The 25030-nt window shown below is 70.9% G+C and carries 24 protein-coding genes; 13 read left to right on the top strand and 11 right to left on the bottom strand.

The window, feature by feature from the left end; all coding sequences use genetic code 11:
* The 9 genes from RBJ77_RS48160 to RBJ77_RS48120 all read left to right on the top strand — a co-directional run.
* A partial coding sequence (locus tag RBJ77_RS48160; protein WP_372350763.1) for a pantoate--beta-alanine ligase occupies positions 1-196 on the top strand: 196 nt, incomplete at its 5' end.
* The gene (locus tag RBJ77_RS48155; protein WP_372350762.1) at positions 193-1908 is read left to right on the top strand and encodes an L-aspartate oxidase; all 1716 of its coding nucleotides are present in this window, start codon (positions 193-195) and stop codon (positions 1906-1908) included. The genes RBJ77_RS48160 and RBJ77_RS48155, both read left to right, overlap by 4 nt.
* The gene (gene nadC / locus RBJ77_RS48150; RefSeq protein ID WP_255979659.1) at positions 1905-2903 is read left to right on the top strand and encodes a carboxylating nicotinate-nucleotide diphosphorylase; all 999 of its coding nucleotides are present in this window, start codon (positions 1905-1907) and stop codon (positions 2901-2903) included. Before RBJ77_RS48155 ends, nadC begins: the two co-directional genes overlap by 4 nt.
* Positions 2903-3700 carry a type III pantothenate kinase gene (locus RBJ77_RS48145; protein ID WP_255979661.1) on the top strand — a complete coding sequence of 266 codons (798 nt, stop codon included), beginning with the start codon at positions 2903-2905 and terminating at the stop codon, positions 3698-3700. The genes nadC and RBJ77_RS48145 overlap by 1 nt, the downstream gene beginning before the upstream one ends.
* Positions 3701-3874: 174 nt before the next feature.
* Positions 3875-4468, top strand: coding sequence for a hypothetical protein (locus tag RBJ77_RS48140; RefSeq protein WP_372350761.1), 594 nt, complete (start codon positions 3875-3877; stop codon positions 4466-4468).
* Between the two features lie 13 nt (positions 4469-4481).
* The gene (locus RBJ77_RS48135; RefSeq protein WP_372350760.1) at positions 4482-4658 is read left to right on the top strand and encodes a hypothetical protein; all 177 of its coding nucleotides are present in this window, start codon (positions 4482-4484) and stop codon (positions 4656-4658) included.
* Between the two features lie 125 nt (positions 4659-4783).
* The gene (locus RBJ77_RS48130) at positions 4784-5224 is read left to right on the top strand and encodes a BlaI/MecI/CopY family transcriptional regulator (protein WP_372350765.1); all 441 of its coding nucleotides are present in this window, start codon (positions 4784-4786) and stop codon (positions 5222-5224) included.
* 9 nt (positions 5225-5233) lie between these two features.
* Positions 5234-5794 (top strand): amino-acid N-acetyltransferase, encoded by a 561-nt coding sequence (locus tag RBJ77_RS48125; RefSeq protein ID WP_255983529.1) that lies wholly within the window; start codon positions 5234-5236, stop codon positions 5792-5794.
* 252 nt (positions 5795-6046) lie between these two features.
* Positions 6047-6382 carry an Lsr2 family protein gene (locus tag RBJ77_RS48120; protein WP_111662722.1) on the top strand — a complete coding sequence of 112 codons (336 nt, stop codon included), beginning with the start codon at positions 6047-6049 and terminating at the stop codon, positions 6380-6382.
* On the opposite strand, the gene RBJ77_RS48115 is transcribed toward RBJ77_RS48120, so the two are convergent.
* The gene (locus RBJ77_RS48115) at positions 6361-7002 is read right to left on the bottom strand and encodes an SCO3374 family protein (protein ID WP_372350759.1); all 642 of its coding nucleotides are present in this window, start codon (positions 7000-7002) and stop codon (positions 6361-6363) included. The genes RBJ77_RS48120 and RBJ77_RS48115 overlap by 22 nt on opposite strands.
* Before the next feature lie 440 nt (positions 7003-7442).
* Here RBJ77_RS48115 and RBJ77_RS48110 point away from each other — a divergent pair, with 440 nt between their 5' ends.
* The gene (locus RBJ77_RS48110) at positions 7443-9971 is read left to right on the top strand and encodes an ATP-dependent Clp protease ATP-binding subunit (protein ID WP_018531902.1); all 2529 of its coding nucleotides are present in this window, start codon (positions 7443-7445) and stop codon (positions 9969-9971) included.
* A gap of 116 nt (positions 9972-10087) precedes the next feature.
* Here RBJ77_RS48110 and RBJ77_RS48105 read toward each other — a convergent pair whose 3' ends face one another.
* A complete protein-coding gene (locus RBJ77_RS48105; protein WP_372350758.1) occupies positions 10088-13294 on the bottom strand; it encodes an NACHT domain-containing protein in 3207 nt (1068 codons plus the stop codon).
* Entirely contained in the window at positions 13291-13737 is a 447-nt protein-coding gene (locus RBJ77_RS48100) for a trypco2 family protein (RefSeq protein ID WP_372350757.1), read from the bottom strand. Before RBJ77_RS48100 ends, RBJ77_RS48105 begins: the two co-directional genes overlap by 4 nt.
* A 595-nt stretch (positions 13738-14332) precedes the next feature.
* Here RBJ77_RS48100 and RBJ77_RS48095 point away from each other — a divergent pair.
* Positions 14333-15007, top strand: a complete 675-nt coding sequence (locus tag RBJ77_RS48095; protein WP_372350756.1) for a M23 family metallopeptidase — start codon at positions 14333-14335, stop codon at positions 15005-15007.
* Positions 15008-15019: 12 nt separating this feature from the next.
* Here RBJ77_RS48095 and RBJ77_RS48090 read toward each other — a convergent pair whose 3' ends face one another.
* On the bottom strand, positions 15020-15607 hold the full coding sequence (locus RBJ77_RS48090) for a TetR/AcrR family transcriptional regulator (protein ID WP_372350755.1): 588 nt from the start codon (positions 15605-15607) through the stop codon (positions 15020-15022).
* Between the two features lie 128 nt (positions 15608-15735).
* Between RBJ77_RS48090 and RBJ77_RS48085 the strand changes: the two genes are divergently transcribed.
* Positions 15736-17346, top strand: coding sequence for an MDR family MFS transporter (locus RBJ77_RS48085; protein WP_372350754.1), 1611 nt, complete (start codon positions 15736-15738; stop codon positions 17344-17346).
* Positions 17347-17441: 95 nt separating this feature from the next.
* Here the strand turns inward: RBJ77_RS48085 and RBJ77_RS48080 are convergent, their stop codons facing one another.
* Positions 17442-18692, bottom strand: coding sequence for a low temperature requirement protein A (locus RBJ77_RS48080; RefSeq protein WP_372350753.1), 1251 nt, complete (start codon positions 18690-18692; stop codon positions 17442-17444).
* Between the two features lie 30 nt (positions 18693-18722).
* Positions 18723-19466, bottom strand: coding sequence for an SDR family oxidoreductase (locus RBJ77_RS48075; protein ID WP_372350752.1), 744 nt, complete (start codon positions 19464-19466; stop codon positions 18723-18725).
* Positions 19467-19609: 143 nt separating this feature from the next.
* Between RBJ77_RS48075 and RBJ77_RS48070 the strand changes: the two genes are divergently transcribed.
* On the top strand, positions 19610-20188 hold the full coding sequence (locus RBJ77_RS48070) for a TetR/AcrR family transcriptional regulator (RefSeq protein WP_372350751.1): 579 nt from the start codon (positions 19610-19612) through the stop codon (positions 20186-20188).
* A 48-nt stretch (positions 20189-20236) separates the two neighbouring features.
* On the opposite strand, the gene cseC is transcribed toward RBJ77_RS48070, so the two are convergent.
* The 5 genes from cseC to RBJ77_RS48045 form a co-directional block, all read right to left on the bottom strand.
* Positions 20237-21826, bottom strand: coding sequence for a two-component system sensor histidine kinase CseC (gene cseC, locus RBJ77_RS48065; RefSeq protein WP_372350750.1), 1590 nt, complete (start codon positions 21824-21826; stop codon positions 20237-20239).
* 22 nt (positions 21827-21848) lie between these two features.
* Positions 21849-22577, bottom strand: coding sequence for a two-component system response regulator CseB (gene cseB / locus RBJ77_RS48060; RefSeq protein WP_372350764.1), 729 nt, complete (start codon positions 22575-22577; stop codon positions 21849-21851).
* A gap of 53 nt (positions 22578-22630) precedes the next feature.
* Positions 22631-23278 carry a hypothetical protein gene (locus RBJ77_RS48055; protein WP_255981682.1) on the bottom strand — a complete coding sequence of 216 codons (648 nt, stop codon included), beginning with the start codon at positions 23276-23278 and terminating at the stop codon, positions 22631-22633.
* A 29-nt stretch (positions 23279-23307) separates the two neighbouring features.
* Positions 23308-23859 carry a SigE family RNA polymerase sigma factor gene (locus RBJ77_RS48050; protein WP_255981680.1) on the bottom strand — a complete coding sequence of 184 codons (552 nt, stop codon included), beginning with the start codon at positions 23857-23859 and terminating at the stop codon, positions 23308-23310.
* A gap of 173 nt (positions 23860-24032) precedes the next feature.
* The gene (locus RBJ77_RS48045) at positions 24033-24932 is read right to left on the bottom strand and encodes an A/G-specific adenine glycosylase (RefSeq protein WP_255981678.1); all 900 of its coding nucleotides are present in this window, start codon (positions 24930-24932) and stop codon (positions 24033-24035) included.
* Positions 24933-25030 lie beyond the last annotated feature (98 nt).

Below are 25030 nucleotides of genomic sequence, written 5' to 3'. Positions count from 1 at the left end.
GGTCCTTGACGAGGCCGGCCGCCGCGAGCGCGACCGGCCGCCGTTCGCCCTGGACTACCTGGCCCTGGTCGACCCGGCCGACTTCACCGACGTGACGGACGGCTTCCACGGCGAGGCCGTCCTCGCCGTCGCCGCGCGCGTGGGCACGACGCGGCTGATCGACAATCTGCCCCTGACGTTCGGAGGTCACCAGTGAGCAGCACAGGCATACGCCTGCACGCACCCGCCCCCGGCTGGTCCGTCGACGCCGACGTGGTGATCGTCGGCTCCGGCGTCGCGGGCCTGACCGCGGCCCTGCGCTGCGAGGCCGCGGGCCTGCGCACCGTGGTCGTCACCAAGGCCCGCCTCGACGACGGCTCCACGCGCTGGGCGCAGGGCGGCGTCGCGGCGGCGCTCGGCGACGGCGACACCCCCGAGCAGCACCTGGACGACACCCTCGTCGCCGGCGCGGGCCTGTGCGACGAGGCGGCCGTACGCACCCTCGTCACCGAGGGCCCCGACGCCGTACGCCGCCTCATCGAGACCGGCGCCCACTTCGACGAGGCCGAGGGCGGCGCGCTCCAGCTGACCCGCGAGGGCGGCCACCACCGCCGCAGGATCGTGCACGCCGGCGGTGACGCGACCGGCGCCGAGATCTCCCGCGCGCTCGTCGAGGCGGTCCGCGCGCGCGGTCTGCGCACCGTCGAGAACGCCCTGGTCCTCGACCTGCTGACGGACGCGGCGGGCCGCACCGCCGGCGTCTCCCTGCACGTCATGGGCGAGGGCCAGCACGACGGCGTCGGCGCCGTCCTGGCGCCCGCCGTGGTCCTCGCGACCGGCGGCATGGGCCAGGTCTTCTCGGCGACGACGAACCCGCACGTGTCCACCGGCGACGGCGTCGCCCTCGCGCTGCGCGCGGGAGCCGAGGTCAGCGACCTCGAATTCGTCCAGTTCCACCCGACCGTGCTCTTCCTGGGCGCGGACGCCGAGGGCCAGCAGCCGCTCGTCTCCGAGGCCGTGCGCGGCGAGGGCGCCCACCTGGTGGACGCGGACGGCGTGCGCTTCATGGTGGGCCAGCACGAACTCGCCGAACTGGCGCCCCGCGACATCGTCGCCAAGGGCATCACGCGCCGCATGCTGGAGCAGGGCGCCGAGCACATGTACCTCGACGCGCGGCACTTCGGCGCCGACATGTGGGAGCACCGGTTCCCGACCATCCTCGCCGCCTGCCGCGCCCACGGCATCGACCCGGTCACCGAGCCGATCCCGGTCGCCCCCGCCGCCCACTACGCCTCCGGCGGAGTCCGCACCGACCTGCACGGCCGCACCACCGTGCCCGGCCTGTACGCGTGCGGCGAGGTCGCCTGCACCGGCGTCCACGGCGCGAACCGGCTGGCCTCGAACTCCCTGCTGGAGGGCCTGGTCTACGCGGAGCGCATCGCGGACGAGATCACGCGGCAGCACACCGAGAACCACCTCCACGCGCGCGTGCCCGCACCCGTGCCGCACCCGGAGACCCCGACCCACCCGCTCCTCCCGCCGGAGGCACGTTTCGCCATCCAGCGCGTGATGACGGCCGGCGCGGGCGTCCTGCGCTCCGCGGACTCCCTCTCCGATGCCGCGGCCCAGCTGGGCCGCATCCACGCCGAGGCCGCCAACTCCCTCGCGGAGAACGGCAAGACGGCCGAGCCCGGCGTCGACACCTGGGAAGCCACCAACCTGCTGTGCGTGGCCCGCGTGCTGGTCGCCGCGGCCCGCCGCCGCGAGGAGACCCGCGGCTGCCACTGGCGCGAGGACCACGCGGACCGCGACGACACGAACTGGCGCCGCCACATCGTCGTTCGTCTCAATCCGGACCGAACCCTGGCCACCCACACCACACCCACCGCAGACTTCCCGGCAACGGCAAAGACCCCTCAGGAGCAGTGACCGACGTGAGCGCCACCCCCGACCTTCCCCTGGCAGACGTCTCCGACGGCGGCTGCGGCGACAACTGCGGCTGCGCGCACGACGGCGCCGACGACGCGATGGAGTGCGGCCTCGACCCGTCGCTCGCCCAGCTCCTCCTCGACGCGGGCCTGCACCCGGTCGAGGTCGAGGACATCGCCCACATGGCGATCGCCGAGGACCTCGACGGCGGCGTCGACGTCACCACCGTCGCCACGATCCCCGAAGAGGCCGTCGCCACCGCCGACTTCACGGCCCGCGAGGCCGGCGTCGTGGCGGGCCTGCGCGTCGCCGAGGCGATCATCTCCGTGGTGGCCACGGACGAGTTCGAGGTCGAGCGGCACGCCGAGGACGGCGACGAGGTCGAGGCCGGACAGAAGCTCCTGTCGGTCACCACCCGCACCCGCGACCTGCTCACCGCCGAGCGCAGCGCGCTCAACCTCCTGTGCCGCCTGTCCGGCATCGCCACCGCCACGCGCGCGTGGGCGGACGCGCTGGAGGGCACGAAGGCGAAGGTCCGCGACACCCGCAAGACCACCCCCGGCCTGCGCTCCCTGGAGAAGTACGCGGTCCGCATGGGCGGCGGCGTCAACCACCGCATGTCCCTCTCCGACGCGGCCCTCGTCAAGGACAACCACGTGGTGGCGGCGGGCGGCGTCGCCCAGGCGTTCCAGGCCGTACGGGACCGCTTCCCCGGCCTCGCGATCGAGGTCGAGGTCGACACGCTCCACCAGCTGCGCGAGGTCCTCGACGCGGGCGCCGACCTGATCCTCCTGGACAACTTCACGCCGGGCGAGACGGAGGAGGCCGTGGCGCTCACCGACGGCCGCGCGCTCCTGGAGTCCTCGGGCCGGCTCACCCTGGAGAACGCCGCCACGTACGCGAAGACGGGCGTCGACTACCTCGCGGTCGGCGCGCTCACCCACTCATCGCCGATCCTCGACATCGGCCTCGACCTGCGGGAAGCGACCGTCTGATGCTGCTCACCATCGACGTGGGCAACACCCACACCGTCCTCGGTCTGTTCGACGGCGAGGAGATCGTCGAGCACTGGCGCATCTCCACGGACGCGCGCCGCACCGCCGACGAACTCGCCGTCCTGCTCCAGGGCCTGATGGGCATGCACCCGCTGTTGGGCGACGAGCTGGGCGACGGCATCGACGGCATCGCCATCTGCTCGACGGTCCCCTCGGTCCTGCACGAACTGCGCGAGGTCACCCGCCGCTACTACGGCGACGTCCCGGCGGTCCTCGTCGAGCCCGGCATCAAGACCGGCGTCCCGATCCTCATGGACAACCCCAAGGAGGTCGGCGCCGACCGCATCATCAACGCGGTCGCGGCGGTCGAGCTGTACGGCGGTCCCGCGATCGTCGTGGACTTCGGCACGGCGACGACGTTCGACGCGGTGTCCGCCCGCGGCGAGTACACGGGCGGCGTGATCGCCCCCGGCATCGAGATCTCCGTCGAGGCGCTCGGCGTCCGCGGCGCGCAGCTCCGCAAGATCGAGCTGGCCCGCCCGCGCAGCGTCATCGGCAAGAACACCGTCGAGGCCATGCAGTCGGGCATCGTCTACGGGTTCGCGGGCCAGGTCGACGGGGTCGTGAACCGGATGGCCAAGGAACTGGCGACCGACCCGGACGACGTCACCGTCATCGCGACGGGTGGGCTCGCGCCCATGGTGCTGGGTGAGGCCTCGGTGATCGACGAGCACGAGCCGTGGCTGACCCTGATCGGCCTCCGCCTGGTCTACGAGCGGAACGTCTCCCGCCTCTGAGCGACCGACTCTGTCCGCGGCTGGGTGGGAACTGCGCGACCAGCCCCCACCGGGCCCGCACCCGACGACACACCCACACCCCCACGGCGCGCACCCACCCCAACCCGGCGAAGCGCAACGCCCGGGAATTGCCGGTTAACCCGATTTGCCCGTAATAGGCCGTACCGTCGCTCCATGCCCACGCCCTACGGAAACCGCGGCGGCATGGCCTTCGGTGCAGAAGAGCTGCGTGTGCTCCGACGCGCCCTCGCCCTCGCCCTCCACCCCAGCCCCGCCTCGGACAAGGACGTCCGGGACTGTCTCCGGCTCGCGGAGTCGGTCGACGACGCCACGCAGGAGGCCGCCCGCATGCGGACCTTCCTCCTCGCCGACCTCGACCGCTACCGGGCCGCCCTGCCCGGCTCCGTCACCGGCTACCTGAGCCTCCTGGAGGACGCCCTGGCGGCGGACCACCGGCCCGGCGCCGACGACCTCGCGGCGCTGCGCGCCCTGCGCGGCAACCCCGCCGCGGCGGCCCTGCTCGACCGCTGCCGCGCCCTCGCCGAACAGGGCGTACGGGACCGCCTGGAGGCCCGGCACCGGCCGCGCGTCCCGGCCTCCCGCACGCACCTGCTCGCCCTGCCCGGCGGCCTCCTCGGCGCGGGCGACCAGCCGGCCAAGCCCAAACCGGCCCCGCCGCGCCCCGTCCCCACCCCGTCCGAGGCGTTCCCGCCCAAGCGCCGCCCCGTACAGCCACCGGCCCCGCCGCAGGAGTTGGCGGCGGGCTAGCTACTCTGGGGGCATGGACTACGTCTCCGCGCTCGTGCCCCCGGTAGTGATGGCCGTGTTCTTCATCGGCCTGATCGTGACGATCGTGAAGTCGCAGGGCGGCGACAGGAAGGCCAAGGAGGACGCGGCCGTCGACGCCGCCATCGCGCGCGCCGAGGCCGCCCGCCAGCAGGACGCCACCACCGCCTGACCGGCCCGCGACCAGCAGCGAAGCCCTGCATGGGGGCGCCCATAGGGCGCCCCTTTTGTCATTGATCGATACCTGTCGCCACGTCCGACGGTGAATTACCGGCTTCTCCCACTATTGTGCTGCTCGTGCCGCGCCCCTTGGGAGAACTCGAAGACGCAGTGATGACACGGGTGTGGAAGTGGAACCGCCCGGTGACGGTCAGGGAAGTCCTGGAGGACCTTCAGCAGGAACGGTCCATCGCCTACACGACGGTCATGACCGTATTGGACAATCTCCATCAGAAGGGCTGGGTGCGCCGCGAGGCGGAAGGCCGGGCCTATCGATATGAGGCCGTCTCCACCCGGGCCGCCTACTCGGCCGCGCTGATGAACGACGCATGGGCGCAGAGCGACAACCCCGCCGCGGCCCTGGTCGCCTTCTTCGGCATGATGTCGCCGCAGCAGCGCGAGGCCCTGCGGGACGCCATGCGCATCGTGCAGCCCGAAGTCCCCGCCGAAGTGCCGCCCGAAGTGCCGCCGGAAGTCCCCTCAGGACCCGGGGAAGCGGCCGGGCGGCCCGGGCGATAGCGTCCGGTCATGCCAGCAGAGCTCCCCGAAGTCGGCCCGGGCGTCGAATCCGCCGCTAAAGCACTCACCGTACGCAGGGCCCGCACGGCCGATGTACCGGCCGTGCGCCGGCTCCTCGACGCGTACAGCCGACAGGGGATCCTGCTCGACAAAGCCACCGTGACGCTTTACGAGGACATCCAGGAGTTCTGGGTCGCGGAACGCGACGACAACGCCGAGGTGGTCGGCTGCGGCGCACTCCACATCATGTGGGAAGACCTGGCGGAAGTCCGCACACTCGCGGTGAATCCACTGGTCAAGGGCGCGGGCGTGGGGCATCAGGTCCTGGAGAAGTTGCTGCAGACGGCGCGCTGGATCGGCGTTCGCCGGGTTTTCTGTCTCACCTTCGAAGTCGAGTTCTTCGCCAAGCACGGCTTCGTGGAGATCGGTGAGACGCCCGTCGATACGGTGGACACCGATGTCTACAGCGAGCTGCTGCGTTCCTATGACGAGGGCGTCGCCGAGTTCCTCGGTCTCGAACGAGTGAAACCGAACACCTTGGGCAACAGCCGGATGCTTCTGCATCTGTGATCGTCGCGTTCGGTATTCCGGCAAGCACAGACGACCCGGTCCCTATGTCCGAAACGCGCATGTTTTCGGCCCCGGTCGGGCAGCGTACAACTCCGGGATCTCTCCCGGATCTCGGCCAGGGGTTTGTGTTTTTCCGGCAAAAGCGGTTTGCTTTCCGACGTACTGCAGTAGTGCATATAACAAGGGGACGGCGAAACAGCGGCCGCGGTCGCAGGGGGGCCGGCCCTTCAGATATCGATGAAAGGAAATCCGGTGGCACAGAAGGTTCAGGTCCTTCTTGTCGATGACCTCGACGGCGGCGAGGCGGACGAGACCGTGACGTTCGCGCTCGACGGCAAGACGTACGAGATCGACCTCACCACCGCGAACGCGGACAAGCTTCGGGGTCTCCTCGACGCGTACGTCAAGGGCGGCCGTCGCACCGGTGGCCGTGCCGCGGGCGGCCGGGGCAAGGCGCGCGCCGCGTCCGGTGGCAACCAGGACACCGCCCAGATCCGCGCGTGGGCGAAGGACAACGGTTACGAGGTCAACGACCGGGGCCGCGTCCCCGCCTCCATCCGTGAGGCCTACGAGAAGGCCAACGGCTGACGCGTCGGCTCCGTATATGCACGGCGCAGTCGGGCGCGGTGGCAGTGGGTCGCCGCCGTGTCCACGAGTCGTACGAGATCGGGGGCGCCCCCACCGCCCCCCACGACCGACCAGGTCGAGACGGCCGTCAGGGTCGTCAGAGCCGGAAGCACCGGTTCCATCTCGCGTCCGGGCTCGGGGGGCCGCACCCACACGGCGGCCTCCTGCGAGCCCGACCATCCCGGGGGCGTCGGCGCGTCGATGAATCCGCCCGACCCGATCCCCACGAGGTCGAGGGGCAGCGTGCCCCATTCCAGCCAGTCGAGCAGCCCCGGCAGTTCGTCCGCGCTCCCCGCGGCGACCAGTAGCTGCATCGTTTCCCCACGCACCGCCACCGGCGACCGGGGATCGCACCTGCGCAGCATCGCGAAGCCCGCGTCGGCGGGCAGCTCCAGCACGTCGAAGCGGAGCCCCGTGCGCAGCCGCACCCCTTCGGGCCCCACCGTGGCGGCCCAGCCGAGCTCGTCCTCGTACCACTGCTGAACCGGATCCGTCCCCGCCGGGGCGTCGAGCGGGCGACGGGGGGTGGGGACGGTGGTGGCGGTGGTGGCGGTGCCTGCGGGAGGAGTGGGGGCGGCCATGTCCGGGAAACCGCCGGAGGGGCTCCGGAGTTACGCAACGTCGCGTTCTGAATACCCTGCGTGTCCGAAATGGGGGCGTAAGGGAGTGTTCAATGGCGCAAGGATGTTCGCCCGTAGCGGAGGGAACCGGCGCGCGCCGCATGGAGTGTCAGTCAGTGCGGGTAAGACATCCCTAGTGAGAGGGGCGACACGAACAGGTTGGGCGTCTCGCGTTCGCCATCGGCGTAGCGGCGGTGCGGGTATCTGCCTGGCCTGCGGGAACATCGTCTCGCACCATCGGGTTGGAGCAGTTGTCGGCGTTCGGGGTCAGGAGGAGCCTCTTGTTCTCGGCCGGGTGTCGGCAGTTGGAATGAGCGGTCCCCGCTTGCGGGACTAAGCTGCGGAAGGACAGGGAGGGGACAGCCCCCTTACTGCCTGACCGCTCTGAGGAGCGATTAACGATGTTCGAGAGGTTCACCGACCGCGCGCGGCGGGTTGTCGTCCTGGCTCAGGAAGAAGCCCGGATGCTCAACCACAACTACATCGGCACCGAGCACATCCTCCTGGGCTTGATCCACGAGGGCGAGGGTGTCGCCGCTAAGGCCCTGGAGAGCCTCGGGATTTCGCTCGAGGCGGTCCGCCAGCAGGTGGAGGAGATCATCGGCCAGGGCCAGCAGGCCCCGTCCGGCCACATCCCCTTCACCCCCCGTGCCAAGAAGGTCCTGGAGCTGTCGCTCCGCGAGGCCCTTCAGCTGGGCCACAACTACATCGGCACGGAGCACATCCTGCTCGGCCTGATCCGTGAGGGCGAGGGCGTCGCCGCCCAGGTCCTGGTCAAGCTGGGCGCAGACCTCAACCGGGTGCGGCAGCAGGTCATCCAGCTGCTCTCCGGCTACCAGGGCAAGGAGACCGCCACCGCCGGCGGTCCTGCCGAGGGCACGCCCTCCACGTCCCTGGTCCTCGACCAGTTCGGCCGCAACCTGACGCAGGCCGCTCGTGAGTCCAAGCTCGACCCGGTCATCGGGCGCGAGAAGGAGATCGAGCGCGTCATGCAGGTCCTGTCGCGCCGTACCAAGAACAACCCGGTCCTGATCGGTGAGCCCGGCGTCGGCAAGACCGCCGTCGTCGAGGGCCTCGCCCAGGCGATCGTCAAGGGCGAGGTGCCCGAGACGCTCAAGGACAAGCACCTCTACACCCTCGACCTGGGTGCGCTGGTCGCCGGTTCCCGCTACCGCGGTGACTTCGAGGAGCGCCTGAAGAAGGTCCTCAAGGAGATCCGCACCCGCGGCGACATCATCCTGTTCATCGACGAGCTGCACACGCTCGTGGGTGCGGGTGCCGCCGAGGGCGCCATCGACGCGGCTTCGATCCTGAAGCCGATGCTGGCCCGCGGTGAGCTCCAGACCATCGGCGCCACGACGCTCGACGAGTACCGCAAGCACCTGGAGAAGGACGCGGCCCTCGAGCGCCGCTTCCAGCCGATCCAGGTCGCGGAGCCGTCGCTGCCGCACACCATCGAGATCCTCAAGGGTCTGCGCGACCGCTACGAGGCCCACCACCGCGTCTCGATCACGGACGAGGCCCTCGTCCAGGCCGCGACGCTGGCCGACCGGTACATCTCGGACCGCTTCCTGCCGGACAAGGCGATCGACCTGATCGACGAGGCCGGTTCCCGGATGCGCATCCGCCGGATGACCGCGCCGCCGGACCTCCGCGAGTTCGACGAGAAGATCGCGGGCGTGCGTCGCGACAAGGAGTCGGCCATCGACTCCCAGGACTTCGAGAAGGCAGCGTCTCTCCGCGACAAGGAGAAGCAGCTGCTGGCGGCGAAGGCCAAGCGCGAGAAGGAATGGAAGGCCGGCGACATGGACGTCGTCGCCGAGGTCGACGGCGAGCTGATCGCCGAGGTCCTCGCGACCGCGACCGGCATCCCGGTCTTCAAGCTCACCGAGGAGGAGTCCTCGCGACTCCTCCGCATGGAGGACGAGCTCCACAAGCGGGTCATCGGCCAGAAGGACGCCGTCAAGGCGCTCTCGAAGGCGATCCGTCGTACGCGTGCGGGTCTGAAGGACCCGAAGCGTCCGGGTGGTTCGTTCATCTTCGCCGGCCCGTCCGGTGTCGGTAAGACGGAGCTCTCGAAGGCCCTGGCCGAGTTCCTCTTCGGTGACGAGGACGCGCTGATCTCCCTCGACATGTCGGAGTTCAGCGAGAAGCACACGGTCTCGCGTCTCTTCGGTTCGCCCCCCGGCTACGTGGGCTACGAAGAGGGCGGCCAGCTGACGGAGAAGGTGCGGCGCAAGCCGTTCTCGGTGGTCCTCTTCGACGAGGTCGAGAAGGCCCACCCGGACATCTTCAACTCGCTGCTGCAGATCCTGGAGGACGGTCGCCTGACCGACTCCCAGGGCCGCGTCGTGGACTTCAAGAACACGGTCATCATCATGACGACCAACCTCGGCACGCGGGACATCTCGAAGGGCTTCAACCTGGGCTTCGCGGCCACGGGTGACACGAAGACCAACTACGAGCGCATGAAGAACAAGGTGTCGGACGAGCTCAAGCAGCACTTCCGTCCCGAGTTCCTCAACCGTGTGGACGACGTCGTCGTCTTCCCGCAGCTCACGCAGGACGACATCCTCCAGATCGTCGACCTGATGGTCGGCAAGGTGGACGAGCGCCTGAAGGACCGGGACATGGGCATCGAGCTCTCCCAGTCCGCCAAGGAGCTCCTCTCCAAGAAGGGTTACGACCCGGTGCTGGGCGCGCGGCCGCTGCGTCGCACGATCCAGCGCGAGGTCGAGGACACCCTCTCGGAGAAGATCCTCTTCGGCGAGCTGCGTCCGGGGCACATCGTGGTCGTGGACACGGAGGGCGAGGGCGAGAACAAGACCTTCACCTTCCGCGGTGAGGAGAAGTCGGCCCTCCCCGACGTCCCGCCGATCGAGCAGGCTGCTGGTGGCGGTGCGGGTCCGAATCTGAGCAAGGAGGCGTAGCCCCTCCGGGAGCTGTCGGCTCCCGTACGGAGTGAAGCCTGACATGGGTGGTGCAGGGGTTTCGGCCCCGGCGCCACCCATTGTCGTGTCTGCGCCTCTCGGGCACGGACCCGCATTTACGACATCGAGAAACGAATCTGTGGATGCGTGGCGCGGAGCCGGGCCAGGCTGGAGCGGCCGAGCCCGGTCTGTGCGGTGACGACTCTCGACCTGAGGCGCAGGTGCGTCAGCGCCGGAAACGTCTCGAGGATGCCCTCGACGCTGTCCATGTCGGTGAGTTCCCGCAGGCTCAGCGTGGTCACGTTCGGGATCGGGGGAAGCCCCGTCGTGCCGACGACCGAGAACATCGAGGTCTCAACGGTGTCGATCGAGGTCGAGTCCCGCACGAAATTCCAGAACAGCATCGGGCGCAACGGGGAGTGCACCGAGATCGAGGTCAGAGATTCCCAGGCCTCGAGGCCCCGGGTGTCGATCAGGCGGAGATCCGGCAGGGCCAGTCGTGTCACGGCCGAATGCACGGGCAGGGCCGCCACCGTCGTGACGCTCGGTGTGGCCAGCGTCAGGGAGCGCAGGGTGGACAGCTCCGGGATCCAGTCGAAGGTGCCCGGCGGCAACTCGGTACGGAGCGAGAGGGAGAGCTGCTCCACGGCAGGCAGGCCCGCGACAGCGGAGATGTCGGTCAAGGCGGGGAGGCTGGAGCTGATGTTCAGGGTCGTCAGGTCGCGGCCGGCCTTCCAAAGGAAATCCAGGTCGCAGAGGTCGGGCAGGCGCAGTAGATGCAGGAGATGCGTCTTCGGCAGGCGGGTCTCGTCCAGTTCGGACGAGGTGAAGGGGCCGCTGAGGACGAGGGCCCGGCTGCCGGGCAGTTCGTGTACCAGGCCCAGCTGTTCCCGCGTGCTGACGTGGATCGGGACCCGCGCGGGCATCCGGCTGATGACGTCCCTCAGGTACGGAGCGGCGGGAAAGTTCGCCCACGCACCGACGAGGCGGGAGAGCGCCGACAGGGAGACGCCCGAAGTGTCGATGAGCCGGCGGGCGTACGGCACGGCCTGAGGGCCGCCCACTTTGCCGACCAGGTCGGCGATCGCGCTCTGCTGAGCGGGGTCCAGCTTCTCGGGGTCTGGAAGGAACGAGAGTACGTAGGGCCCGAGGCGGGCGAGCTGGGGCACTTCCGTTGCGGTGATCATGGCCACGAGTCCGGAAATCCGGTCCCGGATCCGGTCCCGTAGATCGGCCTCCAGCCATGCGGCGTGCTCTGAGCACAGGGCCGCAAGGACGTAGAGCTGGACCCGGAGCCGGTCCGAGGCGGGCGGGGTCTCCGCTTTCTCCAGGAGATCGTCGAGCAGCTCGCCGATCTCGCGCCGGCAGTGCCCGGAGGCGAGCAGGATCACGTCCTGCCACAGCTCGTCCTCCGCGTTGCGGACGAGTTCGGCCAGTGAGCCGCTCTCGACGAGTTCCTTCGCGGCCAGGAAGTCCTGGAACGTGCGGTGGATGAACTGGTAGGTGTCGTTGCCGTGCTCCTGGAGCAGGCCGGAGCGGTTGAGGAGGTGGGTGAGGACCGCTTCGGGCATGCCCTGGACGCGCACCCGTTCCATGCCGACGAGCGCCATCTTCACCTGCGGCAGGGCCTGGGCGTGGGTGAACTCGGACTGGCCGCCGCGCACCAGCCACACCGCGATGCGCTGGAGGATCTGGTGGTGCTCCTCGACCGTCATGGTGATGCCGTCGGGGGCGTCCACCCGGCGCCGCATGTCGCGATTGCCGAGCAGCATCCCCAGCGCCGACTGGTACAGCTTGAAGCGCGTCTCGGGCAGAAAGCCCTGGAGCCGGCGGTGCAGTGCGCAGATGACCGCGCACAGCAAGGGCGTACGGGCGAGGTCGCGCAGGGTGGAATTGTGGCGGAACTGCTGTGACAGCTCCGCCTCCAGCTCGCTCACGAGCTCCGGGTCGTCGTCCAGTCGTGCGGCGCGGTGCCAGGAGGCGATGAACTCCTGGATGTCTTCGTCCCGCATCGGCAGGAGGCGCAGCTCCTGGAAGTTCTCCGCCCCCAGCCAGTCCGGCTCGACGGCCAACGGGCGCACCGTGGCCACGCAGCGGGTGCGCGGATAGCGCGTGAGAAGGGCGGCGAGCCAGCGGTGGGCGTCCTCCCTGTCGGCCTGTGGTACCTCGTCGAGCCCGTCCACGAGCAGCAGGCCGCGGCCTGCCATGAGGACCCGGCCGACCCACCCGTGGGGCGGGTCGTCGACCATCAGGCGGGCTACCGACGGCAGTTGCGCGGGTCCTGGGAACGCCTCGGCCTGGGCACGTAGCGTCCGCAGCGGGACGATGAACGGCACCAGCCCGTTGAGCTCGGCGAGGCGCGGCCCCAGGGTGCCGTCCGCGACGTGAGCGGCCAGCCACCACACGAGGGTGGTCTTGCCGGCGCCGGCGTCGCCGCGCACCAGTACGCGCGGCCGGTCCGCGAGGAGCGCGTCGATCCGCTGGGCGGAGCGTCCGGAGAACGAAGGGCGTCGGGTCGTGACCGTGTCGAGGTTGCGTGCGTCCGCCTCGGATGTCCGGGGCGCCGCCTCCAGACTCAGATAAGCGGTGTCGAGGTCCCACTCGGACTCACGACGGCTGAGGTCGTCGAGGCCGAAGATCTTCATCTTCCGGTAGGCGCTCGCGACCGCCAGCGCGTATTCGCGCTCGTACTCACGGTCGAGCGGATGGTGGTCGCTGATCGGCTCCGGCTCAGGGAGGTCGTACGGGATGCTCGGCAATTCGGACAGGTCACTGATCAGGCTGCCCTCGGCGCGCAGATGGCCGCGGCCCCGCGGGATCTCGGTGACGATGCCCAGGAGTACGTCCCCTGCGAAGACCGGTGCGCCGGACAGCCCGGCGAGCGGGCTCGTGCCGTCCGCCGGCTCCACGGCCGGCGCCCGGTCGAAGGCGAACGTGAGCAGGGTGCGGGGGCGGGCCGCGGCGGGCAGCACCGTGCCGGTGAACTGGTCGGCGGCCAGGTGCCCGGCCGTGCCGTGCCGTTGGATGTCCGGGAAGCCGACGATCTCGCAGTCCGGCAGTGCCCGGTCGGTGGCCAGGCGGCCGACGCGTACGTGCGCCGTGCTGGGCAGATCCGCCGACGTGTGCAGCAACGCGGCGTCCCGTTCGTCGTCACGCCAGATGACCTCGGAGGGGATGAGACCGCCGTGGTCGGGGTGGGCGACCTTGGGCGCGAGGTCGGCGCCGACGACGTGGGCGCAGGTCAGGACGAGGCGGGCGTTGAGGGCGGCGCCGCTGCCGCGGAGCTCGCTCAGTACGGCGACCGCGCGGCGTGCCGGGGTCATACGCCGGTGTGAGGGTGGGGGATCCGGTCGTCGTCGGCAGGGCCGAAGGGGGAGGCGGCATCTGTGGAGTCGGTGGCGGTCGGGCGGGTGCTGCCGACCTTCCAGGGGGCATTGGTCGCAGCGTCGCGCGGGGTGAGCGTGAAGGACACCCGATGCGTGTGACCGGTGGCACGTGAGACGTCGGCACCGGCTTCGGCGACCCAGGCCTTGATCTTTCCGCCTCCCTTGGCCTCCCGACGCAGCTCCAGAGCGAACTCCATGTCGATGGGACCGACCTCGAAGGACAGGGCTTTGCCCGCCCCGCGCTCGGCTGCCTCGATGAGCTGGTCGCGCACGGAGGCGACCGCGTCGGCGAGCTCGATGCCTTCGAAGGTGCTGCGGTGAGCCCCTCGTGCGGTGCTGTTCGCGCCGTCGCCGACGTCGGCCGATGTGGCGTTGCCCATGTGTCCCCCCGGTCCTGCGCAACTGAGCAAGTCCCTTGATTTTAGCGAGATTTACCCCACTCAGGCGGTCGCTTTGCCCTTCGTGCGGCTGGTGGTGGCCGTGCTGCGCCGGAACTCGCCCCGAGGGTAGCCCCGGTCACATTCACCCCCGGTTGGATCTTGCCGCCCGGTGACATGCCGCACAGGCGATTTGTCCGGTACTAGGGGAAATAGTGGATGAGGGGCGGCGCGGGGTGGCTGTTACGGGGTCGATGGGTTCTGGTGATTTGTCCGTTTCGGGGTCGAGTGGGGCGGCGAGGGCGTGTGGGCCTTGGGGGAGCGTCCGTGAAGTGGGGTTAAACCCTGGATCGGGGGATAAATCCGGCAGTGCGCGAGCGGCGCAGCGGAGGTGTCAAGCGTCCATCGGGCGAGCGGTGCGGTACGAGGTTGCGTAGTAGATGGGGCTTTTGGGCGGGGGGCGGGGTGGGGGTTACCAAGGGATGGCCGACCCGGCAGCACGAGGACGTGTGCCGGGTCCGTTCGTACCCGCCGGGTCCGCTCATGTTCCGGCGGGCGTCAGGACCCGAATGTCCCCCAGCTCGAAGAGGTCTCCCGCATGTCGAAGCGCACCCTGTCCCACCGTTCCGGTACGTCGATGCTCCGCAAGCGTGCCGCCGTCGTGGCCGCCGGTTTCGGAGTCTCCGCCGTACTGGGCACCGGGGCCGCGTTCGCCGCCGACACCCAGGCGACCGTGCTGCCGGACTCGGCCGCCGCCTCCGTCGCCGCCCAGGCCACCGCCCAGTCCAAGGTCGCCGCCAAGACCGCCGCCACGGCGAAGCAGGCCCAGCAGGCCGCCGCCAAGAAGGCCGCCTCCTGGATCGACCCGGTCTCCGGCTACAAGCTCTCCGCCGGCTACGCGCAGGGCGGCAGCATGTGGTCCACCGGCAAGCACTCCGGCCAGGACTTCGCCGTGCCGATCGGCACCAACGTCAAGGCCGTGCACGGCGGCACCGTCGTCAAGACCGGCCCGAACGGCGCCGGTGACGGCCCCGCGTACGGCAACGCCGTCGTGATCAAGCACGCCAACGGCACGTACTCGCAGTACGCGCACCTGTCCCGGGTCGACGTCCACGTCGGCCAGACCGTGTCGACGGGGCAGCACATCGCGCTGTCCGGCAACACCGGCAACTCCAGCGGCCCGCACCTGCACTTCGAGATCCGCACGACGCCGAACTACGGCTCCGCCGTGAACCCGGTCGCGTTCCTGAACAAGCAGGGCGTGCGCGTCTGACCGTACGGGCGCTCAGCCCTGGTGGGCCTGGGTGACCAGGTCCGTGGCGACCTCGAGGATGGCCTTGCGCTTCTCCTCGGGGTCGCCTTCGACGTCCTTGAGGACGAACATCCCGGCGTGCATCGAGAACAGCGCGCTGAAGCAGCGCACCCGGTCGGTGAGCGAGACGCCCTCGGGGACCAGCTGGTCGAGCAGGTCCTTCATCCGGTCCTTGAAGTTCTCGCCGATGCTCAGCTCGCGCATCGTGGCCTGGTTCTCCTGCATGAAGCGGAAGAGCGGCGCGGCGTTGGCGAGGTCGAGGCTGTAGCGGGCGAGGATCTCGTGCTTGGTCTCCAGGGAGATCGGCCGCGGCTGCTCCTTGGCCCAGGCGATCAGTTCGTCGATCGGTGTCATCAGGTCGCTGAAGAGGCTGACGACGATGTCTTCCTTGGTCTTGAAGTGGTAGTAGAGCGCGGCCTTGGTGACGCCGAGGCGCTCCGAGATCTCCCGCAGCGACGTCTTCTCGTAGCCCTGTTCGGAGATGAGCTCGAGCGCCACGTCCTGGATGCGCTGCCGGGTGTTCCCCCGCCGTTGCTGCGGCTTGCTGATGCCCGTGCCCATGTCGTGCCCCTTGGGAGAAAACTTACTTGACGCCCGGCTAGTTAGAGCTCTACCGTCCCCATTGTAAGCAACTAGCCGGGCGGCAAGTAAGTCCCGGATCTCATCCGGGTCGTGGGGGAGTGGGGATCATGGCGCAGACAGCGATACAGGACAAAGAGCAGGTGAAGCAGCCACGCAGTGTGCGGGTCGTTCTGATGGCGCTGATGATCGCCATGCTGCTCGCGATGCTCGACAACATGATCGTGGGCACCGCGATGCCCACCATCGTCGGCGAGCTGGGCGGTCTCGAACACCTCTCGTGGGTGGTCACCGCCTATACGCTCGCCACCGCCGCCTCCACCCCGATCTGGGGCAAGGTCGGCGACATGTACGGCAGGAAGGGCGCCTTCCTGACCTCCATCGTGATCTTCCTGATCGGCTCCGCGCTCAGCGGCATGGCCCAGGACATGGGCCAGCTGATCGGCTTCCGGGCCGTCCAGGGCCTCGGTGCCGGTGGTCTGATGGTCGGCGTCATGGCCATCATCGGTGACCTGATCCCGCCCCGGGAGCGCGGCAAGTACCAGGGCATGATGGCCGGCGTGATGGCCCTCGCCATGATCGGCGGACCGCTGGTCGGCGGCACCATCACCGACCACCTCGGCTGGCGCTGGGCGTTCTACATCAACCTCCCCATCGGCGCCGTCGCCCTCATGATGATCACCGCCGTGCTGCACCTGCCGAAGAAGCGGTCCAGCGGCAAGATCGACTACCTGGGCGCCGCCCTGCTCACCGTCGGCATCACCTCGATCGTCCTGGTCACCACCTGGGGCGGGTCCGAGTACGCCTGGGGCTCCGCCGTGATCATGGAGCTCATCGGCATCGGCGTCGCCGCGCTCGTCGGGTTCGTGTTCTCGCAGACCAAGGCCGCCGAGCCGATCATGCCGCTGCACATCTTCCGCAGCGCCAACTTCACGCTGATGTCCGTGATCGGCTTCATCACCGGCTTCGTGATGTTCGGCGCGGTGCTCTTCCTGCCGCTCTACCAGCAGTCCGTGCAGGGCGCGTCCGCGACCAACTCCGGTCTGCTGCTGCTCCCGATGCTGCTCGCCATGATGGTCGTCTCGCTGATCGCCGGCCGGGTGACCACGAACACCGGCAAGTACAAGGTGTTCCCGATCGTCGGCAGCGTCCTGATGATCGGCGGGCTCTTCCTGCTGGCGCAGATGGACACGGAGACCTCGCGCTTCACCTCCGGCCTGTACATGGCCGTGCTCGGTGCCGGCATGGGCTGCCTGATGCAGATCACGATGCTGGTCGCGCAGAACAGCGTCGAGATGAAGGACATGGGCGTCGCGTCCTCGTCCACCACCCTGTTCCGTACGCTCGGCTCCTCGTTCGGCGTCGCCATCATGGGCGCCCTGTTCAACAACAAGGTGCAGGACGTCATGGCCGAGAAGGCCGGCGCGCTGGGCGGCAAGGTCACCGAGAGCTCGGCGCAGCTGGACGCGGCGAGCCTGGCGAAGCTGCCGGTGCCGGTGAAGGAGGCCTACCAGTTCGCCGTCTCGTCCGGTACGCACTCGGCCTTCATGCTGGGCGCCGTGGTGGCGATCGGCGCACTGATCGCGGCGGTCTTCGTCAAGGAGGTCACGCTGCGCGGCGCCGGGCCGGACAAGGCGCCGAAGCAGGACCGCGAGCCGGCCGAGGGACGTGCGGCCGGGGACGCCGCGCGGAGCAGTGGGACGACGGCAGACGTCGTCTGAGCGGAGCTGCTGCCCTCGGCCTGAACGGTCCCCGGTGCTTGGTGCACCGGGGGCCGTTTGCCGTGTGCCTGGGCCTGGGCCTGCGAGGTGTGCGCCTAGGAGGCGGGGGCCTCGGCGGTGCCGGTGGGCGCGGCGTCCACCGCGGTGGCAGCGTCCGCGGTGGTGGCTCGTACGGTTCCTCGCCCGCCTTCCAGGCGCTTCCTGTGAGCCGGGGTCTCCGCCGCCACCGACAGCGCCAGCAGCGCCGCCGGGAGCGCCAGCCCCGCCGCCACCGGGAGGCGCGCCGCCAGCGGCAGCGCGCACAGCGTGGCCGCCGACGTCGCGAGGCGGATCAGGACCACGCGTTCCCCTACGCCGGTGAAGCTCGCCCTGATGAGGGCCGTCGCCGCGAGGAACACGGCCGTGCCGCCCAGGACGCAGGCCGCGAGCGGCGTGGTCAGATGGGACTCTCGCGTGGTCACCGCCGCGCCGACCGCGCCCGCGGTGATCGCCACCGCGAGCTGGACCGGCAGGTGCCCGAAGACGTAGACGTGCAGATGGCGGCCGCCCGCCGCGAGTTCCTCGTGGGCGCCGGGACGGGTGCCCGAGGCGCTGAAGTACGACCACCACAGGCCCGCCGCGAGGGCGAACGCGGCGGCCCCGGTGAGCGCGGCCGCCGGTGCCGGGTGCGCCGTGACCAGGCCGCCCGTGAACCCCAGGACGCACTCGCCGAGCACGATGATGGTGAACAGGCCGAACCGTTCGCGCAGGTGCTCCGGGTCGCCCGGACTGTCGGCCAGGCGCCGGCCGGCGAGCAGCGGCAGGGCCAGCTCCGCCGTCATGGCGAGGCCCCAGGTGACGTAGCGGGCCGGTCCTTCGAGGGTGAACGTGGCCGTGAGCCAGACCGTCGCGGTGACCGCGGACCCCGTCACGTACGCCGTCGTGATGCGGCGCAGCCGGGGCTCGCCGCGCAGGTCCCAGGCGTACAGCGCGGCGACACCGGCCCGGGCGCAGACGTACGAGACGACGAAGCCGGTGTCGGCCCCCTGGTCGTGGCCGACCCGGCCGAGGAAGACGGCCAGGCCGGCCACCGCGGCGAGCCCGGCCGTGGTGAGCAGCCGCTGCACGGTGCGGTCGTGGTCCGCGCGGTTGGCGCGGACCGTGTACAGGACCCAGGTCCACCACAGCGGTACGAAGAGTGCCGCGGCGGCCGCGATCGTGGCGGCGTTCGGATGGTGGCCCAGGCGGTGGGTGAGCTGTCCGACCGCCGCCACGAACACCAGGTCGCAGAAGAGCTCGAACCAGGTGGCGCGGCGCGGCAACTCCCGTATCGCAGGCGGCTGTTCGGCCGGTCTCGGTGCTGTCATGGGCGTGATGCCAATCCGGCCGTCGTCGGCTCAGCGGCCCGTCGGCAGGTTCGCCCCGCCGGTGCAGTCCAGGACCACGCCGGTGATGAAGCCGTTCGTGGCCAGGGAGTTGATGGCCGCGGCCACTTCCTCGGGGGCGCCGACGCGGCCGACCGGGGTGGTCGCCGCGAGCCCGGCGAACAGCTCCTCGCGCTGCTCGGCCGGCACCCGGTCCCACCAGGGGGTGTCGATGACGCCGGGGGAGACGGCGTTGATCCGGCGCGGCGCGAGCTCGACGGCGAGCGGCGGGATCATGGCCTCCAGCGCGCCGTTGATCGCGGCCAGGCCCGAGGTGCCGGGGAAGGCGGCGCGGGCCGAGGCCGCGGTGATGAGGGTGATCGACGCGTGCTCCGTCAGATGGGGCAACGCCGCCTGGAGGATCCGCAGTTGGGGCCAGAACTTGGCGTCGAAGCCGTGGGCGAGCTCGGCCAGGTCGAGGCCGGCGAACGGGCCGGAGCCGGCCGCGCCGCTCACCGCGACGACGAGGTGGTCGATCGGCTCCGTGGCGGCGAAGAAGGCGTCGACGTCCTCCTGCGCGGTGGCGTCCATGCGGTGCGTGCTGGTGCTGCCGCCGATCCGGGCGGCCGCGTCGGCCAGCTTCTTCTCGTCGCGGCCGGTGATCGTGACCTCGGCGCCGCCCCGGGCGAAGAGCGCGGCCGTGGCCTCGCCGATGCCGGAGCTGCCGCCCATCACGACGGCGTGGGTGGGAGTGGTGGAGGGTGTTGCAGAAGTCATGGTGACCCTGTCCTCGGTGTCCCGTGGGGTTCAGTTGTTGACGAGACCGTCGGTCTCGATAAAGTAAGTGTTACCGAGACCGGTAGTCTCGTCAAGGGGCGCTGGACGATGAGCATCGCGGTATCGACGCAAGGAGCGGACGGATGAACGAACGGGTCCACACGGGGCGCCGCCGCAACGAGGAAGCGCGCCGCGCCGTCCTCGACGCGGCCCTGCGGCTGCTCGCGGAGGCGGACGGTGCGCCGGTCGGCGTGGACGCGATCGCCCGCGAGGCGGGCGTCGGCAAGCAGACGCTGTACCGGTGGTGGCCCTCGAAGGGGGCGGTGCTGCTCGACGCGCTGACCGGCCGGGCCGAGCAGGACGTGCCGGCGCGCGACTCCGGTTCGCTGCGCGAGGACCTGCGCGCGGTGGTGGCCGCGACGTTCGCGGGCGCGCAGGCGGAGCCGGTCGGCCCCGCCCTGCGCACGCTGGTGCGGGAGTCCGCCCGCGACCCGCATCTCGCCGAGCTGATGCGGGAGTTCACCGGTGCCCGGCGGTCGGCGCTGCGCGAGGTCCTTGCCCGGGGGCGGGAGCGCGGCGAACTCGCCGCGGACTGCGATCTCGACCTGATGGTGGACCAGGTCTACGGGGTCTTCTGGTACCGCTTCCTGCTGGGGCACGCCCCGCTGGGCGAGGACGAGGCGGCACGCCTGGCCGACTCCCTCGTACGGCAGGGCGGCTGACGCGGCCGGGAGCCGCGCCCCGGCCGCCCCGTCACGTCCTCGTCGCCGTCACTTCTTCGTGTCGGGCAGCCGCAGCATCGGGAAGCTGCCGGTCGCGGTCGGCGCGTGCTCCGGCAGCCACAGCACCGCCACCGCCCCTTCCGCGGGCGTGTCAGGGGCGCCGCCCGGCGGGCGTACGTTCCGGAACGTGAGGCGGGCGCCGAGGACCTGGGCCTGGCCCGCCGCGATCGTCAGACCGAGCCCGTGGCCGTGGCCCGCGCGGTCGGCGGCGCCCGTGCGGAAGCGGCTCGGGCCCTCCTCCAGGAGCTCCTCGGGGAAGCCGGGGCCGTGGTCGCGCACCCGGATCACCCGGCCCTCGACGCTGACCTCGATCGGCGGTCTGGCGTGCTTGGCCGCGTTGGCCAGCAGGTTGAACAGGATGCGCTCCAGACGGCGCGGGTCGGTGGTCACCTCCGACTCGTGCACCACGTCGACCCGGACGCCGTCCGCGGCGCGGGCCGCGACCCGGCGGCTCACGAACTCGCCCAGCATGATGTCCTGCAGCTCGGCGCGCTCCGCGGCGCTGTCGAGCCGGGCCACTTCGAGCACATCCTCGACGAGGGTGCGCATCGCCTGCGCCCGGTCCTTGACCAGCTCGCTGGGCCGGCCCTCCGGGAGCAGCTCGGCCGCCGTGAGCAGACCGGTGACCGGAGTGCGCAGCTCGTGCGCGATGTCCGCGGTGACCCGGCGCTCCGCCTCGAGACGCTGCTTGAGGGCGTCGGCCATCGCGTCCACGGCCTGCGCCAGATCGTCGGTCTCGTCGCGCACGACGCCGCCGATCGCGTCCCGCACCCGGACCTCGGTCTGCCCCCGCGCGACGTCGCGGGCGGCGCTGGCCGCCTTGCGCAGCCGCCGGGACAGCTGGCCGCCGATCAGCACGCCGAGCGCGCTGCCACCGAAGACGACCGAGATCGCCCCGATGATCAGCGCCTGGTCGAGGTCCTTCATGACGGTGGCGCTGCGGTCGGTGAAACGGGTGTGCACCGACAGCAGGTCGCCGTTGCTCAGCGGGACCGCGGCCCAGATGTCGGGCACGCCGTTGGCCGGCTCCGAGACGTACGTGGCGCGGCGGCCGTCCAGCGCCTTGGCGCGCAGCTCGCGCGGCATCGTCGGATCGTTGACCTTGAAGCCGACGGGCAGATTGCCGCCCCGCGCCTCGTACTGGCGCTGGACGAACTGGATCCGCTCGTCCTGGACGTCCCGTGCGTTGTCCAGCATCGAGACGCGGGCCGCGTTGTGCACGACGAGGCTGAGCGCGACCGCGACGAGCGCGCCGACCAGCGCGATGGCCACGCTGATCTTCCAGCGCACGCCGGTGCGCAGTCCGGTGCGCAGCCGGCGCGGCAGCAGCCGCCGCAGCAGCCCGCCCCCGCCGGCCTGCGATGCCCCGTCCGTGCCGCCCGGGCCTCCGGTGCCGCCCGTGCCGTCGCCCTTGCGCGGGGCCGGCGGGCCAGGGAGGCCGGTCGTCGGCGACAGGACGCGGGGCCAGGGGGACCTGGCCGGGTCGGGTCCGGCCGGGCGCCGGGCAGCCGTGTGCGCCGCCCCGCCGCCGTCGTCGGCCGGGTCGTGTGGGTGCGGGGTGTCCGCCGTCCCCCTCATATCCGCTTCCCCATCGGCCCGCTCAGGCCTTCAGTTTGTAGCCGAAGCCGCGGACCGTCTCGATGCGGTCCTGGCCGATCTTCGTGCGCAGCCGCTGTACGTGGACGTCGACGACACGGGTGTCGCCGCCCCACCCGTAGTCCCACACCCGCTCCAGGAGCTTGTCCCGGGACAGGACGGTGCCGGGCGCCGAGGAGAACTCCAGGAGGAGGCGCATCTCGGTGGGCGTGAGGGCCACCGTCTCGCCGCCCTTGCGCACCTCCATGCCCTCCGTGTCGATCTCCAGGTCGCCGAAGTGCAGGACGGCGCCGGACGCGTCGGCGGGCGTCTCGGCCGCGCCCGCCCCGGCCGCCGACGGGCCGCCCGCGTGCCCGAAGCGGCGCAGCACCGCGCGGATCCGGGCCACGAGCACCGCCCCGTCGAACGGCTTGGTCACGTAGTCGTCGGCCCCGGCCTCCAGGCCCAGCACGACGTCGATGGAGTCCGCGCGCGCCGACAGCATGATCACCGGGACCGTCGACTCGTCCCGGATCCGGCGGCACAGGGAGACCCCGTCCAGGCCCGGCACCATGACGTCGAGCAGCGCGATGTCCGGCCGGTCGGCGCGGAACGCCTCCAGGCCCGCCAGCCCGTCCGGCATGGCGGTGACCACGAAGCCGTCGCGCTCCAGGGCGAGCTGCGTGGCCTCGCGGATGACGTCGTCGTCCTCGACGAACAGGACGTGGGTCTGCTCCCCCTTGCGCTCGCCCATGGCGGCCATGCGGTCTCCCGTTCCGTTCGGTACTCGTGCGTGCTCGGTCGGTCTCAGCCCTCGTCCGTGGGGACGGGGGACGCCCCGCCGTCCACCGCGTGGCTGTAGTCGTTGTGGATCCGGCTCTCCTGCGCGAAGTGGTCCCCGCTCCAGCGGTACGTGAGGACCTCCTCGCCCGACGGAGAGGCGACCGAGTCACCCTTCTCGTACACCTGCTTGGTGACCACCAGATCACCCCGGTCTATCTCCGCGTAGACCGGGGGCTCCTCCGTCTGGAAGACATTCTGGTACTTTCCGCCCTCGTCGCGATATACGTACGTGCCGATGCCGACGGCGTCGCCGCAGGTCATCACGTTCACCACCACGTCGTTCGACGCGCCGCCCGTCAGGTTTCCGTAGCTCACGTCGACCGGGTACTCGTTCGCCACGCAGGGCTTCAGGTCGCGCTTGATGTCGGTGCTGACCTGCGGGTCGGCCTTCACCAGCCGGACCGCGTTCACCGTCGTCGGGGAGTCCGACGCCGCCGGGGCGGACTCGCTGGGCGTGGTGGTCGGCTGGGTGGAGCCGACCGGGTCGGTCCGGGCGGGGCCCTCGTCGCGGGCGCCGGTGCCGCCCGCCGAGCAGGACGCCAGAGCCCCGACAAAAAGCCCGAGGGCGGCGAGCCCGGCGATCGCCGAACTCCCCGCCTTCAGAAGTCTCAAGGCCCTACGGATCCGAGAGGCACGTATGCCTAGGCCGCGCAACGCTCCCGCTCCTCACGTTCGAGCGCGCGGGACACCAGCTCTTCGCGGTCACGGCTCTCCAGCTCCTCGCGGAGCCGGGCGAGCGCCCGGTGCAGCGTGCTCTTCACGGTTCCGGCCGACATTCCGAGGGCGGCGGCCGTCTCCTCTGTGGACATCTGCTCCCAGTGTCGCAGCACGACGACGCTGCGCTGCTTCGGCGCCAGCACCTTCATGACGTCCATCAGCAGGGCGCGGTCCGCGTGCTGCTCGGTCGAGTCGTCGACCGAGGACTCGGGCAGCTGCTCGGTCGGCACCTCTTCCAGCTTCCGGGCGCGCCACCACTCGGTCCTGGTGTTGATCATGACGCGGCGCAGATAGGCGTCGGCGAGGCGCTTGTCCGCTATGCCGTCCCAGCGCCCGTACGTCCGCACGAGGGCGGTCTGCAGCAGGTCCTGGGCGTCGACGGGGTCGGGCACCAGACGACGGGCGCTGCGCAGCAGGGCGTCCTGTCGCGTCCTGACGTACTCCTCGAACTCGAGCACCTCACCGCCGTGCGCCATGATCAACCGCCTCCCGATTCCTGCCTGTTCCCCGTCCGCACCGGTCCTGTGCGGTTACGAGGAAGAAGCTACGGAGGCGTTGTCACGGCGTTGTCCGTTCCAGCCTTCGACGAACGCACGGCTGTCCGTCGGTTGTGTAACGAACCTAAGGACGACCTAAATACAGGCCCCGGTCAGCTCATCGGAAGCCGGTACAGACCACCCGCGAGCGGCTCCACCAGACCGTCGCTGACCAGGCCGTCCAGGGCGCGGGCGCGCTGCACCGGCTCGTCCCACACCCGGTCGAGCACGGCACCAGGAACCGGATTCACCGCTTCCCGCAGCACGGCCAGCAACTTGCCCCGTACCTGACGGTCCGTCCCGGCGTACGTCTGCCCGCGCCGCGCGGGCCCCTCGTGCGCGGGCTTCCCGGCCTGCTGCCACGCGCACATCGAGGCGATCGGGCACCGGTGGCAGCTCTCGTTCTTCGCCGTGCACACCAGAGCGCCCAACTCCATCGACGCGGCGGCCCACTTGGCCGCCACCTCGTCCTCCTCGGGCAGCAGCGCGCGGGCCAGCTTCCGCTCGGCGGCGGTGGTCGCGTTCGGCGGGTACTGCACGCCCGTCACGGCGCGCGCGAACACCCGCCGCACGTTCGTGTCGAGCACCGCGTGCCGCTGCCCGTACGCGAACGAGGCGACCGCGGCCGCCGTGTACTCGCCGATGCCGGGCAGCGCGAGGAGCTGGGAGTGGACCGTGGGGACGTCGCCGCCGTGCCGCTCCGTTATGGCGACGGCCGCGCCGTGCAGCCGCAGCGCACGCCGCGGATAGCCGAGCCGCCCCCAGGCGCGCACGGCCTCACCGGGCGCCTCCTTGGCGAGGTCGGCGGGGCGCGGCCAGCGGGCGAGCCACTGCTCGTAGACGGGCAGCACCCGGTTCACCGGGGTCTGCTGGAGCATGAACTCGCTGACCATCACGCCCCACGGCCCTGCGTCGGGTCGCCGCCAGGGCAGGTCGCGGGCGTGCTCGGTGAACCAGTCGATGACGGGTTCGTGAAGATCGGGATGCGTGGGGGTCTTCGTGGGCGCAGTCATGGCAGTGCCGATCCTGCCACGGACGGGGGCCTCGGCGGGGGAGCCCCCGGTGGCCACGGCGGGCGCACCACCCCTGACGATCGGCAGCGGTGCGCGCG

It is taken from the genome of Streptomyces sp. KL116D (assembly GCF_030766975.1).
GTDB lineage: Bacteria > Actinomycetota > Actinomycetes > Streptomycetales > Streptomycetaceae > Streptomyces > Streptomyces longispororuber_A.
This window is presented reverse-complemented; position numbering and strand designations above follow the sequence as displayed.